Source organism: Serinicoccus shuyuelongi (genome assembly GCF_045032955.1).
Lineage (GTDB): Bacteria > Actinomycetota > Actinomycetes > Actinomycetales > Dermatophilaceae > Ornithinicoccus.
In genome coordinates, this window is the sequence record NZ_JBJFZU010000003.1 from 153634 (window position 1) to 170281 (window position 16648).

Annotated in this window: 14 protein-coding genes; 10 read left to right on the top strand and 4 right to left on the bottom strand. The window is 73.9% G+C overall.

What is annotated here, in order from left to right:
• The first annotated feature begins 48 nt into the window (after window positions 1–48).
• Entirely contained in the window at window positions 49–735 is a 687-nt protein-coding gene (locus ACI3EY_RS05180; protein ID WP_405039640.1) for an endonuclease/exonuclease/phosphatase family protein, read from the top strand.
• 19 nt (window positions 736–754) lie between these two features.
• On the opposite strand, the gene ACI3EY_RS05185 is transcribed toward ACI3EY_RS05180, so the two are convergent.
• Window positions 755–1249 (bottom strand): hypothetical protein, encoded by a 495-nt coding sequence (locus ACI3EY_RS05185; protein ID WP_405039641.1) that lies wholly within the window; start codon window positions 1247–1249, stop codon window positions 755–757.
• Window positions 1250–1412: 163 nt separating this feature from the next.
• Here ACI3EY_RS05185 and ACI3EY_RS05190 point away from each other — a divergent pair, with 163 nt between their 5' ends.
• The 4 genes from ACI3EY_RS05190 to ACI3EY_RS05205 are packed head-to-tail and all read left to right on the top strand — an operon-like array spanning window position 1413 to window position 5365.
• Window positions 1413–2273, top strand: coding sequence for a 1-acyl-sn-glycerol-3-phosphate acyltransferase (locus ACI3EY_RS05190; RefSeq protein ID WP_405037818.1), 861 nt, complete (start codon window positions 1413–1415; stop codon window positions 2271–2273).
• Between the two features lie 35 nt (window positions 2274–2308).
• Window positions 2309–3685 (top strand): class II 3-deoxy-7-phosphoheptulonate synthase, encoded by a 1377-nt coding sequence (locus ACI3EY_RS05195; RefSeq protein WP_405037819.1) that lies wholly within the window; start codon window positions 2309–2311, stop codon window positions 3683–3685.
• Complete coding sequence (locus ACI3EY_RS05200; protein WP_405039642.1) at window positions 3675–4778, top strand: threonine aldolase family protein; 1104 nt, start codon at window positions 3675–3677, stop codon at window positions 4776–4778. Before ACI3EY_RS05195 ends, ACI3EY_RS05200 begins: the two co-directional genes overlap by 11 nt.
• On the top strand, window positions 4775–5365 hold the full coding sequence (locus tag ACI3EY_RS05205) for a molybdopterin-dependent oxidoreductase (RefSeq protein ID WP_405037821.1): 591 nt from the start codon (window positions 4775–4777) through the stop codon (window positions 5363–5365). Before ACI3EY_RS05200 ends, ACI3EY_RS05205 begins: the two co-directional genes overlap by 4 nt.
• A gap of 75 nt (window positions 5366–5440) precedes the next feature.
• Here ACI3EY_RS05205 and pknB read toward each other — a convergent pair whose 3' ends face one another.
• A complete protein-coding gene (gene pknB / locus ACI3EY_RS05210) occupies window positions 5441–7456 on the bottom strand; it encodes a Stk1 family PASTA domain-containing Ser/Thr kinase (protein ID WP_405037822.1) in 2016 nt (671 codons plus the stop codon).
• 62 nt (window positions 7457–7518) lie between these two features.
• Window positions 7519–8835 carry a LysM peptidoglycan-binding domain-containing protein gene (locus ACI3EY_RS05215; RefSeq protein WP_405039643.1) on the bottom strand — a complete coding sequence of 439 codons (1317 nt, stop codon included), beginning with the start codon at window positions 8833–8835 and terminating at the stop codon, window positions 7519–7521.
• Window positions 8836–9000: 165 nt separating this feature from the next.
• Between ACI3EY_RS05215 and ACI3EY_RS05220 the strand changes: the two genes are divergently transcribed.
• The gene (locus ACI3EY_RS05220) at window positions 9001–9357 is read left to right on the top strand and encodes an Rv2175c family DNA-binding protein (protein WP_405037824.1); all 357 of its coding nucleotides are present in this window, start codon (window positions 9001–9003) and stop codon (window positions 9355–9357) included.
• Window positions 9358–9381: 24 nt separating this feature from the next.
• On the opposite strand, the gene ACI3EY_RS05225 is transcribed toward ACI3EY_RS05220, so the two are convergent.
• Window positions 9382–10467, bottom strand: a complete 1086-nt coding sequence (locus ACI3EY_RS05225) for a polyprenyl synthetase family protein (RefSeq protein ID WP_405039644.1) — start codon at window positions 10465–10467, stop codon at window positions 9382–9384.
• Window positions 10468–10758: 291 nt separating this feature from the next.
• On the opposite strand from ACI3EY_RS05225, the gene ACI3EY_RS05230 reads away from it, so the two are divergent.
• The 4 genes from ACI3EY_RS05230 to dinB all read left to right on the top strand — a co-directional run bounded on the left by ACI3EY_RS05230 (window position 10759) and on the right by dinB (window position 16614).
• Window positions 10759–11124, top strand: coding sequence for a DUF6504 family protein (locus ACI3EY_RS05230; protein ID WP_405037826.1), 366 nt, complete (start codon window positions 10759–10761; stop codon window positions 11122–11124).
• A 64-nt stretch (window positions 11125–11188) separates the two neighbouring features.
• The gene (locus ACI3EY_RS05235; RefSeq protein WP_405039645.1) at window positions 11189–11614 is read left to right on the top strand and encodes an SAV_6107 family HEPN domain-containing protein; all 426 of its coding nucleotides are present in this window, start codon (window positions 11189–11191) and stop codon (window positions 11612–11614) included.
• A 3-nt stretch (window positions 11615–11617) separates the two neighbouring features.
• Window positions 11618–15454, top strand: coding sequence for a DNA polymerase III subunit alpha (locus ACI3EY_RS05240; protein ID WP_405039646.1), 3837 nt, complete (start codon window positions 11618–11620; stop codon window positions 15452–15454).
• Window positions 15421–16614, top strand: a complete 1194-nt coding sequence (gene dinB / locus ACI3EY_RS05245; RefSeq protein WP_405037829.1) for a DNA polymerase IV — start codon at window positions 15421–15423, stop codon at window positions 16612–16614. Before ACI3EY_RS05240 ends, dinB begins: the two co-directional genes overlap by 34 nt.
• Window positions 16615–16648 lie beyond the last annotated feature (34 nt).

Sequence of the window (16648 nt, forward strand, 5' to 3'; positions counted from 1 at the left end):
GGTCGGGCCGGGCGTGGCGGCCCGTCCCCGGTGAGGGAAGATGGGGGCATGTCTTCGTTGCGTGTCGCGAGCTACAACCTGCGCGGCCTGAAGGACGACGCCGCGGCAGCGGCCGCCGTCGTCCGTGCCCTCCGTCCCGACGTCCTGCTGCTGCAGGAGGTGCCGCGCTACCCGGGATCGAGCTACGCCATCGCGGCGCTGGCCCGGGACAGCGGGATGCTCTGGTCCGGCCGTACCCGCGCGGTCAGCGGCACCAGCCTGATGAGCTCGCTGCGGGTCAGCACCACCGACGCCCGGGACCGCCGGCTCGCCGTCGGGCTCCGGGAGAACCCGCGCAGCTACACGCTGGCGCGGGTCCGGGTGCCCGCCGGCCCGATGGTGACCGTGGCCTCCGTCCACCTGCCCCTCAAGGAGGAGCAGCGGCTGGCGCACGCCCGGACCGTCCTGACCGAGATCGCGCACGACCCCGACATCCCCCGGGACGAGCCCCTGGTGGTGGGCGGCGACCTGAACGAGGGGCCGGACGGGGCCGCCTGGGCCGTCCTCGGCGGGGTGGCGCAGGAGGTCACCGGGCAGGACCCGACCTTCCCGGCGCACCACCCGCACCGGCACATCGACGCCGTCTTCGCCCGGGGGCACACGGACGCGAACCCCGGCGACCGCCGACTGCTGGAGAAGGTCCCGGTGACCGACGCCAGCGACCACCTGCCGGTCTGGGTCGACCTGCAGTTCTGAGCGGTGCCGCCCGGGTCCCCTAGACCCGGGCCCCGTCGTCCCCGTCGCCGAGGCCGCGCCGGCGCGGCTGGCGCAGCACCAGCAGGACGAAGCCGCCCACGGCGAGCACCGCCCCGACGAAGGCCCACGGGGCGCCCAGGGCCGGGACCACGGCGGACAGCACGACCAGGGCCGGGCCGAGCACCAGACCCACCACGATCCCCCAGAAGTGCAGGTCGCCCGCCGGGAGCGGGGGCGGCGGCGGCGGGACGAAGTGGTCGTCCTCCTCCGGGGGCTCGTAGGAACGGTGGTCGGTGGCCATCCCCTCGGGGGTGCCCGGACCCAGGTGCTGCGGCGGGGGGCCCTGCGGTGGGGGGCCCTGCGGCGCCGGCCGGTTCGCGGGGGCCTCGGGTGGCCAGGGCGGGTTCACCCCGGTGGCCGACCCCTCGCTGCGCAGCCCCGCGACGATCTGCGCGAACGCGCGGTCGACCTCCGCGTCGTCCGGGCCCTCACCCGGCGGACGGGGGGAGCTCACGGGGCGTCCTGCGGGCACGAGGCGGTGCGTGCGTGCTGCTGCGGGTCCACCTCTCCAGTGTCGCACGGGAGCACCGCGCGGTCCGGGGCTCCCGTGCCGCGCGAGGGGTAGAGTCAGCGGGCACACCAGGCCATGGCGGCGCCCGTCGCAGGAGGAGCTCCCGATGATCTACTGGATCCTCAAGCACCTCTTCGTCGGCCCGCCGATCAGGGCCGTGTTCCGGCCCTGGATCGAGGGCAAGCAGCACGTGCCCACCGAGGGTGCCGCGATCCTGGCCAGCAACCACCTGTCGTTCTCCGACTCCATCCTGCTGCCGCTCATGGTCGACCGGAGGATCACCTTCCCGGCCAAGATCGAGTACTTCACCGGCAGCGGCGTCAAGGGGTGGCTCACCCGGTTGTTCTTCACCTCCACCGGCCAGATCCCGATCGACCGGGCCGGTGGCAAGGCCTCCAGCGCCGCGCTCGAGCAGGGCCTGGCGGTGCTGCGCGCCGGTGAACTCTTCGGCATCTACCCCGAGGGCACCCGCAGCCCGGACGGCCGGCTGTACCGCGGAAAGACCGGGATGGCCCGGCTGGCCCTCGAGGTGGACGTCCCCATCGTCCCGTGCGCCATGATCGACACCGACAAGGCACAGCCGACGGGGCAGAAGATCCCCAACGTCGTCCAGGTGGGGGTCCGGGTCGGTCGCCCGATGTACTACCCGCAGTACGCGGGGATGACCGAGGACCACGACGTGCTGCGCCGGATCACCGACGAGGTGATGGCCGAGCTGCAGCGCCTCTCCGGCCAGGAGTACGTCGACGAGTACGCGGCCGGGGTGAAGGAGCGGCTCGCGGCCCGCACCAGGGCGGGGATCGAGCAGGCCCGGGTGGGTCTCGAGCACGCGGGGGAGCGGGCCAAGGAAGGCCTGGCCGAGGCCGCCGAGAAAGCACGGGAGAAGGCGCGCGAGCGGTCCCGGGATGAGGTCACCGACCCCGGACCGGCACCCCGCCCCGGTATGCCGGGGGACGATCGGGACTGACGCCGCGTCAGCGGCACCCCGGCGCGTCTCCTACGATGGAGCGTGTGAGTACCGACCTGACCGGCCTGGCCACCAGTGGTGGGCACGACATCGACTGGCCCGACCTGCCCGCACGCCAGCAGCCGACCTGGGACGACCCGGCGTCGCTGGCCCAGACCCTGTCGGTCCTCTCGACCTATCCACCGCTCGTCTTCGCCGGCGAGTGCGACCAGCTGCGGACCCGGCTGGCTGCGGTGGCGGCCGGTGAGGCGTTCACGCTGCAGGGCGGGGACTGCGCCGAGACCCTGGCCGACGTCACCGGCCCGAACATCCGCGACCGGATCAAGACGATCCTGCAGATGGCCGTGGTGCTCACCTACGGCGCGGGCACCCCGGTCGTCAAGATCGGCCGGATGGCCGGCCAGTTCGCCAAGCCGCGGAGCGCGGACACCGAGACCCGGGACGAGGTGACCCTGCCGGCATACCGCGGGGACATGGTCAACGGGTTCGAGTTCACCCCCGAGTCCCGTCGGCACGACCCCGAGCGGCTGCTGCGCTGCTACCACGCCAGCTCGGCCACCCTCAACCTGGTCCGCGGCTTCACCAGCGGCGGCTTCGCCGACCTGCGCAGCGTGCACGCCTGGAACAAGGGGTTCCTCCGGGGCCCGGCGCAGGCGCGGTACGAGCAGATGGCGCGCGACATCGACCGGGCCGTCCGCTTCCTGGAGGCGTCCGGCGTGGCCGACGCGGAGGAGATGCGCCGGGTCGAGTTCTACTCCGCGCACGAGGCGCTGATCCTGGACTACGAGCGCCCGATGGTGCGCCGGGACCACCGCACCGGGCTGCTCTACGACACCTCCAGCCACCTGGTCTGGGTGGGGGAGCGGACCCGCGACCTGGACGGCGCCCACATCGACTTCGTGTCCCGGATCCAGAACCCGGTCGCGGTCAAGCTCGGCCCGTCCGCGGACCGGGACACGGTGCTGGCGCTGATGGACAAGATCGACCCGGACCGCACCCCCGGCCGGCTCACCTTCATCACCCGGATGGGGGCGTCCACGATCCGGGACCAGCTCCCGGCGCTGCTCACCTCGCTCGGGGACGAGGCGCGCCGCGTCGCCTGGGTCTGCGACCCCATGCACGGCAACACCTTCACCTCGCCCAGCGGCTTCAAGACCCGCCGGTTCGAGGACGTGGTGGACGAGGTGCGCGGGTTCTTCGAGGCGCACGCCGAGGCCGGTACGCACCCGGGTGGGATCCACGTGGAGCTCACCGGCAACGACGTCACCGAGTGCGTGGGCGGCACCACGCCCGTCGACCTGGACGACCTGGGGCTGCGCTACGAGACGCTGTGCGACCCGCGGCTGAACCACCAGCAGAGCCTGGAGCTGGCCTTCGTCGTCGCCGAGATGCTCGAGCGGGGTGTCCGCTGAGGTGACGGTGCACCCGCAGGCCGCGACGGGACCGGCGCTGGTCGCCGACCTGCGTTCGGACACCCTGACCCGGCCGAGCGCCGGAATGCGGGAGGCCATGGTCGACGCGCCGGTCGGCGACGACGTCTACGGCGAGGACCCGACGGTGGCCCTGCTGGAGCAGCGGGTCGCGTCGCTGCTCGGCCACGAGGCGGCGCTCTTCATGCCGACCGGGTCGATGGCCAACCAGGTCGCCCTGCGGCTGCACGCGGGCCCCGGCCAGGAGGTCATCAGCGACCACCTGGCGCACGTCCTGCGCGCCGAGCTGGGCGCGGCCGCCGCCTACTCCGGCATCACCACCCGCAGCTGGGTCGCCCACCGGGGCCTGCTCGACGTGGACACCGCGCTCGCGGTGATGGTCGCGGACGGCGGCCCGTACCAGGTGGGCACGGCATGCGTCGTGGTGGAGAACACGCACAACTTCGGCGGGGGCACGGTGCAGCCTCTGGCGGCGATGCGCCGGCTCCGTGAGCAGACCCGGCAGGTCGGGGTGGGGGTGCACCTGGACGGCGCCCGGCTCTGGAACGCGCACGTGGCCACCGGGGTGCCGCTGGCGGACTACGGCGCCTGCGCGGACACCGTCTCGGTCTGCCTGTCCAAGGGGCTGGGGGCGCCGGTGGGCTCGGTGCTGGTCGCCTCCCAGGAGCGGGTCGAGCAGGCCCGGGTGCTGCGCAAGCGGATGGGGGGAGGGATGCGCCAGGTAGGCATCCTGGCCGCGGCCGGAGCCTGGGCGATCGAGCACCAGCTGGACCGCCTCGCCGACGACCACGCCCGCACGAGCACGGTCGCGGGCATCCTCGGGGGGGCCTACCCGGAGGTCGTCGACCCGGCCGCCGTCGAGACGAACATCCTGGTCCTGGACACGGCGGCGGTCGGCTGGTCGGGCCCTGACCTGGTCGCTGCAGCCGCCGGGCGTGGGGTGCTCGGGTACCCCACCGACACCCGCCACGCCCGCTTCGTCTGGCACCTGGACGCCGATGACGCGATGACCGAGCACGCCGTTGCGGTCCTGCTGGACCTCCTCGGACAGCGGGGGACCGGCCGGTCGACGTGACGGGTCCGCAGGGGAGGGACCAGGAGCTGCCGCCGGGGCAGCGCCTGGCGCAGGTCTGGCGGCCCAGCTTCTACGGCCGGGTGCCGCGCCTGGACGCCGACTCCTGGGAGCTGCGGGTGACCGGGGCCACCCGCGACGGGGGCGTCACCGTCCTCGACTGGGAACGGCTGGCCGAGCTCCCGGACGTGGAGGTGTCGGCCGGTATGCACTGCGTCGACCGCCGCAGCATTCCCGGGCTGCTCTGGGGCGGCGTCCGGTTCGCCGACGTGGTCGCGCTGGCGCCGCCGGAGGCGGGCGTCGAGCACGTGGTGCTGGCGGCCGTGCGCGGGTACTCCTCGGTGGTGCTGCTGGAGGACCTGGTCCGGCCGGACTCGCTGCTCGCGAACCGGGTCGACGGCGAGCCGCTCACCCCCGAGCACGGGTGGCCGGCCCGCGCGGTGCTGCCCCACCTCTACGGGTTCAAGGGGCCCAAGTGGGTGGTAGAGCTGGCCTACCACCACCGGCGGCAGGAGGGCTGGTGGGAGTCGCACGGCTACCACCCCCGGGGCCGGGTGGACCAGGAGGAGCGCTGGGCGCACCAGGAGTGAGCAGGTGCGAGCCCACGAAAGAACGACGGGTGAGCGTTCTTCCTGGGTCATGCCGCGGCCACCCGTGGGGCAGGCTCAGACCACGGTGAGGACCACGACGGTGCCGACCGGTACCTCCTCACCGTCCTCGACCGACTGCTCCCGGACGGTGCCGAAGAACCCGCCGCGGACGTCCTCCCGCTCGACCTCCAGACCGAGCTCGGACAGCTCCTCCTCGGCCGCGGAGAACTGCCGCCCGACCACCTGAGGGACGGTCACCAGCTCCGGACCCTGGGAGATCGTCAGGGTCACGGTGCTACCCCGCTCGAGCGAGCCGGAGGTGGGCGACTGGCCGACCACCGAGCCTTCCGGCACCTCGTCGTCGAAGGTGCGTTCGGGGTCGACGGTCACCGTGAGACCGGCCTCCTGGATCTGTGCGGTCGCCTCCTCCTGGGTGTCTCCGGTGACGTCGGGGACCTGCACCGGGGCGGGCCCGTCGCTGATCACCACGTCGACCGCACCGTCCGGGGGCAGCAGCTCGCCGACCTCGGGGGAGGTGCTCAGGATGCGGCCCTCCGGCTCGTCCTCGTCGTGCTCGCGGACCTGCTCGCCGAGGGTGAGGTTGACCGCGGAGAGGGCGTCCTGCGCCGACTCCAGCGTCAACCCGGTCAGCGGCGGGACGGCATACCGTTCCTGGCCCTGGGAGACCACCAGGGCGACGTCGCTGCCGTGCCGCAGTTCGGTGCCCGGCGGCTGGTCGGTGGAGATGACGACGCCCTCGGTCACGCCCTCGGAGTAGTCGTAGCTGACGACCGGGTCGAGCTGTCGCGCGTCCAGCAGCTCGCGGGCCTCGTCCTCGGGGAGGTCGACCAGGACCGGCACGGCGGAGTGCACCCCGGGGCCGTCGGTGTACCACCACGCGCCGTAGCCGACGCCGCCGAGACCGAGCACCCCGAGCAGCACCAGCACGACGAGCAGTCCCCGGCGGCGGCCCCGGCGGCGCGGGGGAGGGGTCGTCGGGGAGGGCCGTGCGGAGCCCGCCGCCCGGCCCGGTGGCGCCGAGCGGGTGGACCGGGTGGTCGCCCGCTCCCGGTTGCCGGTGGTGCGGGCGAAGTGCCCGTCGCCGGTGGCGCCGGCGACCGGGATCCGCCGGGTGGAGCCCTCGTCCCCGCCGACCAGCTGGGTGTGGTCGCTGTGCCGGAGGGCCTGGGTGCGGTCCTCGTCGTGCACCGGCTCAGGGATCGCGTCCAGCTCCTGAGGGCTGAGCCCCTCGGTCAGCACCCGCAGCTCGCGCAGCAGCGTCCCGGCGTCCTCCGGGCGGTCGGCGGGCTCGGTGGCGGCCGCCCGGTGCACCAGCTCGTCGACGGCGACCGGGACCGTCGGCACGGTGGCCCGGAGCCGGGGGACACCGCCGTGCACGTGCTCGTACGCGACCCGCAGCGGGTCCCCGCCGGGGAACGCCTTGCGCCCGCTGAGGAGCTCGAAGAGGAGCAGGCCCACGGCATACACGTCGGTGCGGGCGTCCACGGCGTCGTGCTCGACCTGCTCGGGCGCCAGGTAGGCGGCCGTCCCCCACAGCATCTCGGCGCTCGCCTGCGCCCCGGAGGCGGAGATCGCCCGGGCCAGACCGAAGTCGGCGACCTTCACCCCGGCCTCGCGACCGCCGGCGATCAGCACGTTCTCGGGCTTGATGTCGCGGTGCACCAGGCCCCGGCGGTGAGCCTCGGCCAGCGCCTCCACGACCGGCACCAGCAGCGCCAGCGCCGCCCGGGTCGACATCGGCGACCGGTGCCGGATCACGTCCCGCAGCGTGGACCCCTCGACCAGCTCCATCGCCAGGAAGACGACGTCCTCGTCCTCGCCCTGGTCGTAGACGCTGACCACGTGCGGGTGCTGCAGCCGGGCGGCAGCCCGGGCCTCCTGCACGAAGCGGCGGACGAAGGCGTCGTCACCGGCCAGGTCGGCGCGCATGACCTTGAGCGCGACCGGGCGGTCCAGCCGCAGGTCCCGGGCCCGGTAGACGGTCGCCATCCCCCCGTGCGCCAGCTCGGCCTCGACCTGGTAACGACCGTCGATGACGCGGTCGTACACGCTGGGGGTCTGGGCACTCACGTCCCGAGTCTACGAAGCGGCGCGCCCCGGGAGTGGGAGGTGCGCCCCGACGGTATGCCGCCTCACTGGGTGGACATGAGCCGCTTGATGTTGCCGACGTACTGCTCGGTGTCCGGGAAGAGACCGTGCTGGCGCACGCTGGCCAGGCCCTGGTAGTACCCACCGATGGCCTCGTCCGAGGAGTCCGCGGAACGCTGCAGCGCCCGCATGATGACGACCCCGGCGGTGACGTTGTCCTGCGGGTCGAGCAGGTTCAGCTCGCGCCCGACCAGCGAGGAGGCCCATTCCCCCGAGCTGGGGATGACCTGCATCGCGCCGATCGCGTTCGCCGGGGAGACGGCCCGGTGGTTCCACCCGGACTCCTGGTAGGAGAGCGCGAGCATCAGCGACGGGTCGACCCCGTGCCGCCGGCTGGTCTCGGTGATCATCTCCTTCACCCGGTCCTGGCTGGGCGCGTCCACGCCGGACAGGTAGTCGCGGTTCGCCGCGGCCGAGCGGGCGATGCCGTCGGTGTAGCGGTAGTGCAGGAAAGTGTCGAGCACCTCCTCGCCGGCCTTGATGTCCCCGATGGTCGACTCGTCGTAGGGACGCTCGAGCGTGCCGGAGGAGGTCGAGGCGCCGGAGCCCCGGCCCGAGGAGGTGGTGTCCGCGGAACCGCCCGACCCGGTGCCGGGCAGGCGCAGCGTCTGGCCGGGGTAGATCATGGCGCTGCTGCTGAGGTCGTTGGCGCCGGCCAGCGCGGACACGCTCACCCCGCGGTCGGTGGCCAGGCCCCAGAGGGTGTCGCCGTTGCGCACCGTGACGGTCGTCGAGCCCGAGCTCGAGGACCGGTCGGCGGAGGACTGCTGGGAGCCGGACGCCGAGCTCGACGCGGGCGAGGACGCCGGTCGGGAGCCGGCCCCGTCCTTGCCGGGCAGGGTCAGCACCTGGTCGGGGTAGATGAGCCGGCTGTTGGTGAGCGAGTTCGCCGACACGAGCGCGTTGACGCTGACCCCGTGCCGCACGGCCAGGTGGGAGAGGGTGTCGCCGGCCCGGACCGTGACGGTCCCTGCGCCCCTGCGCTCCGAGGAGCTGGGCCGGGAGGACGACTCGGCCCCGGTGTCGGTGGCGCCGGAACCCGGGATGCGCAGGGTCGCGCCCGGCAGGATCCACCGGCCGCCCTGGGAGAGCTTGTTGGCGCGGACGATGTCCTGGGGGGCCACGTCGTAGCGGTCGGCGATGCCGTAGACGGTCTCACCGGGGACGACGGTGTGGGACCGGGTCTTCGGGGCCATCACCAGGTCGGTCGCGATGGGCGCGGTGGCGTGCACTCCGGTCGGGGCGACGTAGGCGTTGGTCGGCAGGTCGCCGGGGGGCAGGGCGGCGAAGAGGGGGCTCACGTCGGGTCCTCCGAGGCTGAAGTGACGAGGTATATACAGAAGTGCTGACGGGGTATTCGTGATTCAGGGTGAACACGATGCCCGTGAGGCAAAAGGGACAGTACCTGCTCTATTCCTGTTGGTCCACCTTTTGGGCGTGTCGCTGAATGTGATTGACTAGGGGGTGTGGTAAGTGACACGAATGTAATTCCGGAATGGTTGACAGTCCCCGAGGTCATGGAACGGACCGGGGCGAGCGTGCAGGAGGTCAGGAGCTGGTTGCAGGAACGTCAGCTGCTGGGGCGACGCCGAGGTGAGAACAGGGCCGTCATGGTGCCCGGCGGCTTCCTCGTCGAGGACGGTCCGCTGCCCTCGTTGCAGGGCACGATCACCGTCCTGTCGGACGGCGGTTTCTCCGACGACGAGGTGATCGACTGGTTGCATGCGCCGGACGACACCTTCGCCGGCGGCAGTGCCCTGGCGTCCCTGCACACGGGGTCGAAGACCGAGGTGCGGCGACGCGCCCAGGAGCACGCCTTCTGATCCCCGATGGCGCGGTCCGCGCCCTCAGGTGGCGCGGACCGTGCAGATCTCGACCAGCTCGGCGAGCGCCCGGCGCCCGTCCGCGGTGAGGTCCCCGATGGTGTCCAGGGCGCGCACCGCCTCCTGGGCGTCGTCGGAGACCATCGCCTCCGTGCGCTCCAGCGCGGTGGACGAGACCAGCACCCGCCGGCACTCCTGGACGGCGTCGTCGCCGAGGTCGGGGTCGCCCAGGCTGTCGGCGAGCAACCGCGCGTCCGCGGGGTCGGCATACTCCAGGGCGTGCGCGACCAGGACGGTGTGCTTGCCCTCGCGCAGGTCGTCGCCGGCCGGCTTGCCGGTCTGCCCGGGGTCGCCGAAGACGCCCAGCACGTCGTCGCGGAGCTGGAAGGCCTCGCCCAGCGCAGCGCCGTAGCGGGCCAGTCCTGCGAGGGTGTCCTGCGTCGCGTCCGCGGCGAGCGCGCCGATGAGCAGCGGCTGCTCGACGGAGTAGCGCGCGCTCTTGAACCGGATCACGGTGCGGCAGCGTTCCAGCCGTTCGGCGTGGCCGAGGTCGTGCCACCCGCGCGCGCCCTCCAGCATGTCCAGGAACTGGCCGCCCATGAGGTGGGTCCGCATCCGGTCGAACTCCGGGCGGGCCCGTCGCAGACCGGCCTCGGGCAGGCCGCTGGAGCTGAAGAGCTCGTCGGTCCAGCACAGGCACAGGTCGCCGGCCAGGATGGCGGCGGCGTGACCGAAGCGGGCGGACTCGCCGGACCAGCCCTGCGCCTGGTGGCGGGCGGCGAACGCCCGGTGGGCGGTGGGGTGCCCGCGCCGCAGGTCGCTGTTGTCCATCACGTCGTCGTGCAGGAGCGCCGCCGCCTGGAAGACCTCCATCGAGCTCGCGGCCCGGACGGCGGCGTCGTCGTCGGCACCCCCGAGCGCGCGCCACCCCCAGTAGAGGAAGGCGGCACGCAGCCGCTTTCCCCCGGCCAGCAGCTCCGCGACGGAGTCGACGAGCGGGGTCATCGGTTCGCCCAGGGCGGCGAGCGCCTCTCGCTGCGCGTCGATGTGCTCGTCCAGCGCGCGCTGCACCCGGGGGAGCAGGTCGACGCCGTCCAGGGCGTGCGTCACGGGTCCTCCTGTGCTCGGGGGCCGGCGTGATGCCGGGTCGGTGGGCCGGTGCGGCCCGTGGCCGGACCTGCTCCACCAGCCTCGAGCCTATCGGGGGTGGTGCCCGGCCCGGGCCACCCCCTCCTTGGCCCGGGCCGAGGTGTCCATGGTGCTGCCCGACGGGGTCCGCGTGCAGGAGTTGTCCACACGGGGGTTGAGCTTGTCGGTGGGGAGTCGTACCTTTGTCCTATGCGTCGAACATCTGTTCGACTCAAGAACGGTCCACCGCCTCGAGTCCGCAGGGAGAGCGTCATGAGCAGGAGATACCACGAGCAGGTCGAGGTCCGGCTGGGCCCGGCCCGGGAGCACGGGGTCCGGGTGGAGGGGGCGCTGTCGACCACCCCCGGCGACGACCAGGTCCCCACGCTCTTCCTCTGGCGCGGACGTCTGCACCTGGTGCGCGCGGTGCTCGCCCAGTGGAGCCAGCGGGTGCCGTGGTGGCGCGGTGCCGAGGACGAGGAGGGCACCGGCGGCGCGACGGAGGGTTCGGCGCCGGCGCTGCCGACCCTGGAACGGGTGGTCTGGCGGGTGGAGGCCGGCGCCGGTCGGACCGGCGGCACCGGGGTCTACGACCTCGCCCAGGGCGAGCGCTGGTGGCTGGACCGTGTCACCGACTGATGGGGGCACGGGAGCGAGGACGCGGTGCAGGCAGAACGAGGGCGACGACAGGAAGAAGGACGTGATGACGGCTCAGGTGGCCACGGCGGGCGCCGTGCTGGACCTGCTCGAGCGTGCGCAGGCGGTGCTGCTGCAGGCCTGCCACAGCAGTACCGCCGCCGAGCGCTACACCCAGGCCCACCTGGCGGCGTTGCGGGCCGGTGCCGCGCTGCTCGCGGCACGCACCGTGCCGAGCCGGCGCAGCCGACCGCGCAGCGTCTGGGAGGTGCTGCCCACGGTGGCCCCCGAGCTGACCGAGTGGGCGATCTTCTTCGCCGACTCCGGTCGGCGCCGGCTCGCCCTGGAGCGGGGTGCCGACGTCGTGACCGCACGGGAGGCCGACGACCTGGTCCGCTCGGGGGAGCGGTTCCTCGAGCTGGTGCGGGCCGCCCTGCACCTGCCCTGCGAGGTGCCGCTCGCGGCCGAGCTGGCCCCGTTGGGACACGGGTGAGGTATGCCTGAGAGCGACGACTTCGTCCATCTGCACGTCGCCTCCAGCGCCTCGATGCGCTACGGCGCCTCCCACCCTGCCGACCTGGTGGCACTGGCGGCCGGGCACGGGCAGTCGGCACTGGGGCTGACCGACCGGGACGGCCTCTACGGCGCCGTCCGGTTCGCCCGGGCCTGCACCGACGCCGGGATCGCCCCGGTGCTGGGGGTCGACCTGGCGCTGGCCGCCGCCCCGGACCCCGGGCGGCGCGGACCACGCACCCCGGTCAAGGGCGGTGCCCTGGTGGACGACCAGCAGCCCCGGGTGGTCGTGCTGGCCCGTGGGCAGCGGGCCGGGGTCGACCCCGGGACCGGCTGGGCACGTCTGTGCCGCCTGGTCACGCACACCCACCTGGCCGGGGAGCGTTCCGTGCCACGCACCACCCCGGAGCTGGTGGCCCGGGCGGCGGCCTCGGTCGAGGGGGTGGCCCCGCTCGTCGTGCTGCTCGGCCCCGGCTCCGACGTCGGCCGGGCCCTGCTGGCCCGGCGGCACGAGCTGGCCCGCTCGCTGCTGCAGGGGTGGACGGACGTGCTGCCCGCGGGGGCGGTGCGGGTCGAGGTGGTCTGCCACGGTGGTCCCGGGGGCACCCCGGGCAGCGTGCCGCACGCCACCGCGCTGTGGGCCCTGGCGAGGGAGCTGGGCGTCCCCGCGGTGCTCACCGCCGCGGTCCGGCACGCCACCCCGGAGCAGGCCCGGGTGGTCGACGTGCTGGACGCCGCCCGGAGGATGGTGGCGCTCGACGAGCGTCACCTGGACCGGGTCAGCAGCGCCGGCCACCTGGCCGGGACCGCGGCCATGCACGGGCTGGCCCGCCAGCTCGAGCGGGCCGGCGGGCCGGGGGCCCGGGCCGAGGTGCTGCTGCGCGACACCCTCGCGCTGGCCGCCGAGTGCCACCAGGACCCCCGGTCCGACCTCGGGATCGGCTCGGTCCACCTGCCCGAGCCGGAGATCCTCGGGGTCGAGGGGGTCGGGCAGGCGCACCAGGTGCTCACCGAGAGGTGCACCCAGGCGATCGGCACCCGGTACCCCGGCGCCGACCAGGCATACCGGCGCGGTCTGCAGGTCCGGCTCGAGGAGGAGCTGGGCGTCATCGCGGGTCTGGGGTACCCCACCTACTTCCTCACCGTCGCCCAGGTCTGCGACCTCATCCGCGACCAGGGGGTGCGGGTGGCGGCCCGGGGCTCGGGCGCCGGCAGTCTGGTGAACTACCTGCTCGGGATCAGCGGGGTGGACCCGATGGAGCACGGTCTGCTGATGGAGCGCTTCTGCTCACCGCTTCGTGCCCAGCTGCCGGACATCGACATCGACGTGGAGTCGGCCCGCCGCACCGAGCTCTACGAGCGGATCCTGGAGCGCTTCGGGTCGGAGCGGGTGACCTGCGTGTCGATGGTCGAGACCTACCGGGTGCGGCACGCGGTCCGTGACGTGGCGGCGACCCTCGGGCTGCCACCCGGGGAGATCGACACCCTCGCCAAGGCCTTCCCGCACATCCGGGCGCGGGACGCACGGGCCGCCATCCGTGACCTGCCCGAGCTGCGCCGCCAGGGGCTGGACGCGCCCAGGATGCAGCAGCTGCTGGAGCTGGTGGAGTCCCTGGACGGGCTGCCCCGGCACATTGCCATGCACCCCTGCGGGGTGATCCTGTCCAACACCGGGCTGCTGGACCGCACCCCGGTCGAGGCGAGCTGGCTGGGGTTCCCGATGAGCCAGTTCGACAAGGACGACGTCGAGGAGCTCGGGCTGCTCAAGCTCGACGTGCTCGGCATCCGGATGCAGTCCTCGATGGCGCACGCGCTGGACGAGGTCCACCGGGTCGACGGGGTGAGCATCGACCTCGACGACCGGCACCAGGTGCCGCTGGACGACCCGGACACCTACTCGCTCATCCAGTCCACCCGCACCCTGGGGTGCTTCCAGATCGAGTCCCCCGGGCAGCGCGAGCTCGTCGGCAAGTTCGGCCCGGAGAACTTCTCCGACATCATCATCGACATCTCGCTCTTCCGTCCGGGCCCGGTGAAGTCCGACATGATCAGGCCGTTCCTGCACGCGCGGCAGGGCTGGGGGGAGCCGGAGTACCTGCATCCCAGCCTGGTGCCCTACCTGGAGCAGACCTGCGGGGTCGTCGTCTTCCACGAGCAGGTGCTGCAGATCGTCGCCGAGACCACCGGGGTGTCCCTGGCCCAGGCCGACGAGGTGCGGCGGGCCATGGGCAGCACGGCAGGCCAGGAGAAGGTCGAGGTGTGGTGGCGGACCGTCGCCGCGGCCCGGGGCTACCGGGGCGAGGACGTCGACCGCATCTGGGAGGTGCTCGCGGCCTTCGCCTCCTTCGGTTTCTGCAAGGCCCACGCGGCGGCCTTCGCGCTGCCGACCTACCAGTCGGCCTGGCTGAAGACCCATCACACCGCGGCCTTCCTCGCCGGGGTGCTGACCCACGACCCGGGGATGTACCCCAAACGCCTCATCCTCGACGAGGCCCGCAGCATGGGCGTGCACGTGCTCGGCCTGGACGTCAACGCCTCGGGCTCGAGCTACCGGGTGGAGCGGGTCGAGCCGGACGGCGCCCCGAGCGGGGCGCGGGGACCGTCCCGGGGCCCGCTGCCCCGTCGTCCGGACCGGGTCGACGAGACGCTGGACCGGATCGAGCGACGGGCGGACGGCTACGGCATCCGGCTCTCCCTGTCCGAGGTCAAGGGCATCTCCGAGGACGAGGTCACCAGGATCGTCGCCGGGCAGCCCTACGACTCGCTGGCCGACCTGTGGCACCGGGCGCGTCCCAGCCGGCCGACCGCCGAGCGGCTGGTGCTGGCCGGAGGTCTGGACGCCCTGCACCGGGTCGGGCGGCAGGGGCCGCGGGCCGGCACCGCGGGACGCTCCGGGGCGGCGCAGGCCCGACGGGGTGAACTGACCCGGCGTGACCTGCTGCTGCACCTCCGGGACCTGGACCGGTGGACGCGGCACGCGGCGACCGGTCGCGGTCGGAGCCGGGGCGGTCGTCGGCCGGCGCCGCAGATCGAGCAGGTGGCCGGTGAGGTCGCCACCCGCACCGGGGCCCAGGCCGAGGGACGCCGGCCGCGGTTCCGGCACCCGGCGGGGGGACCGGCGCAGGCCACCCAGCTGACCCTGGAGCTGGGTGACGACCCGGCGCCGTTGTCGGGCAGCGGGCTGCCGGAGATGGACGAGTCCGAGCAGCTCCGGGCGGAGCTGGAGGTGCTGGGTATGGACGTCAGCCGGCACGTGGTCGCCGGGCACACCCGGATGCTGGCCGAGCTCGGGGTGACCCGGTCCCGCGACCTGCTCTCCTGCCGGGGAGGGGCCGAGGTGCTCATCGCCGGCGCGAAGGTGGCCACCCAGACCCCACCGGTCCGCTCCGGGCGCCGTGTCGTCTTCCTCACCCTCGAAGACGGCACCGGTCCGGCCGACGCGACCTTCTTCGAGGACGTCCAGGGCCCGTACGCGGGCACCGTCTTCCACTCCTGGCTGCTGGTGGTGCGCGGGGTCCTGCGCCGCACCGGCCCCCGGGGGGTGTCGATCCGGGCGACCGGCGCCTGGGAGCTGGGCTCGCTGGCCCAGGCCTGGGAGCACGGAGGGGTGGTCGCGGTCCGGGAGCAGATGGCGAGGGCGGAGGAGACCGCGCGCCTGCTCGCGGCCGAGGACGCGGGCCCCCGGCCCGGACGACGGGTGCTGGTCCACGCCTCCGGCTTCACCCAGTCGCCCTACGCCGACATCAAGCCGGCGGGGGAGGCCACCCGGCAGCCCGGTGGCAAGCTGTGGCACTCCAGCCCGGGGAGCTCCGGGTGGTGAACGTGCTGCACGTCGACATGGACGCCTTCTACGTCGCGGTCTCGTTGCTCGAGCAGCCGGGTCTGCGCGGGCAGCCCGTCGTGGTCGGCGGCGGGTGGCGCAGCGTGGTGCTGTCGGCCAGCTACGAGGCGCGGGCCTACGGGGTGCGCTCCGGTATGCCGATGGCCACGGCCAGGCGGCTGTGCCCTCCGGCGGTGGTGGTGCGCCCGGACTTCGACCGCTACGCCAGGGCCTCGGAAGGGGTGATGGCCATCTTCGCCGAGGTCACGCCCCGGGTGGAGCCGGTCTCGATGGAGGAGGCCTTCCTGGACGTCACCACCGCCGGCCGGCAGTGGGGGAGCCCGGAACGGATCGGGCGCTGGATCCGCAACACCGTGGTCGACGAGCAGGGGATCACCTGCTCGGTGGGTGGGGCGCCCTCCAAGGCGGTGGCCAAGATGGCCTCGCGCGCCGCCAAGCCGGACGGTATGCGTCTGCTCGGCCAGGACGAGGTCGTGCCCTTCCTGCACCCGCTTCCGGTGGGGGCGCTCTGGGGGGTGGGCGGGTCCACCGAGGCCGAGCTGCACCGGCTCGGCCTGCACACCGTCGCCCAGCTGGCGCACGTGCCGCGCGCCACCCTGGTGCGGGCGCTCGGCGAGCAGTCGGCGGTGCGCCTGCACGACCTGGCGTGGGGTGCCGACACCGACCCGGTCGTCCCCGCCCGCCGGGAACGCAGCGTCGGTTCCTCGGAGACGTTCAGCCATGACGTCGACGACCCCGACGTGATCCGACGTCAGCTGCTCCACCTCGCCGAGCGGACCGCCAGCCGGATGCGGCACGCGGGTGTGCTCGGGCGCACCGTGGTGCTCACCGTCCGGTTCTCCGACTTCACCACCCTCACCCGGTCACGCACCCAGGCGGTGGCCACGGACGTCACCCGCGACGTGCACGCCACCGCGTGCGCGCTGTATGCCGGGCTCGGCCTGCAGCGCGCCCGGATCAGGATGCTGGGGGTGCGGGTGGAGGGTGTCACCGAGGCGGATCGCACCCTGGTGCAGGGGCGCCTGGACGAGCCGGAGCGCGGCTGGCGGGAGGTCGAGCGGGCGGCCGACCGGGCCACCGCCCGCTTCGGCCACCGTGCCGTCCGCCCGGCCAGCCTGCTGGGGCGGGGCGGGCCCTGACCTGGGACGGGACCCCTGCGGGAACTCCGGCTAG

What these genes read in the sequence shown, in the direction of transcription:
- ACI3EY_RS05180 (WP_405039640.1), top strand. Translation starts at nt 49, where the DNA reads ATGTCTTCGTTGCGTGTCGCGAGCTACAACCTGCGCGGCCTGAAGGAC.
- ACI3EY_RS05190 (WP_405037818.1), top strand. Translation starts at nt 1,413, where the DNA reads ATGATCTACTGGATCCTCAAGCACCTCTTCGTCGGCCCGCCGATCAGG.
- ACI3EY_RS05195 (WP_405037819.1), top strand. Translation starts at nt 2,309, where the DNA reads ATGGAGCGTGTGAGTACCGACCTGACCGGCCTGGCCACCAGTGGTGGG.
- ACI3EY_RS05230 (WP_405037826.1), top strand. Translation starts at nt 10,759, where the DNA reads ATGAGCAGGAGATACCACGAGCAGGTCGAGGTCCGGCTGGGCCCGGCC.
- ACI3EY_RS05235 (WP_405039645.1), top strand. Translation starts at nt 11,189, where the DNA reads ATGACGGCTCAGGTGGCCACGGCGGGCGCCGTGCTGGACCTGCTCGAG.
- ACI3EY_RS05240 (WP_405039646.1), top strand. Translation starts at nt 11,618, where the DNA reads ATGCCTGAGAGCGACGACTTCGTCCATCTGCACGTCGCCTCCAGCGCC.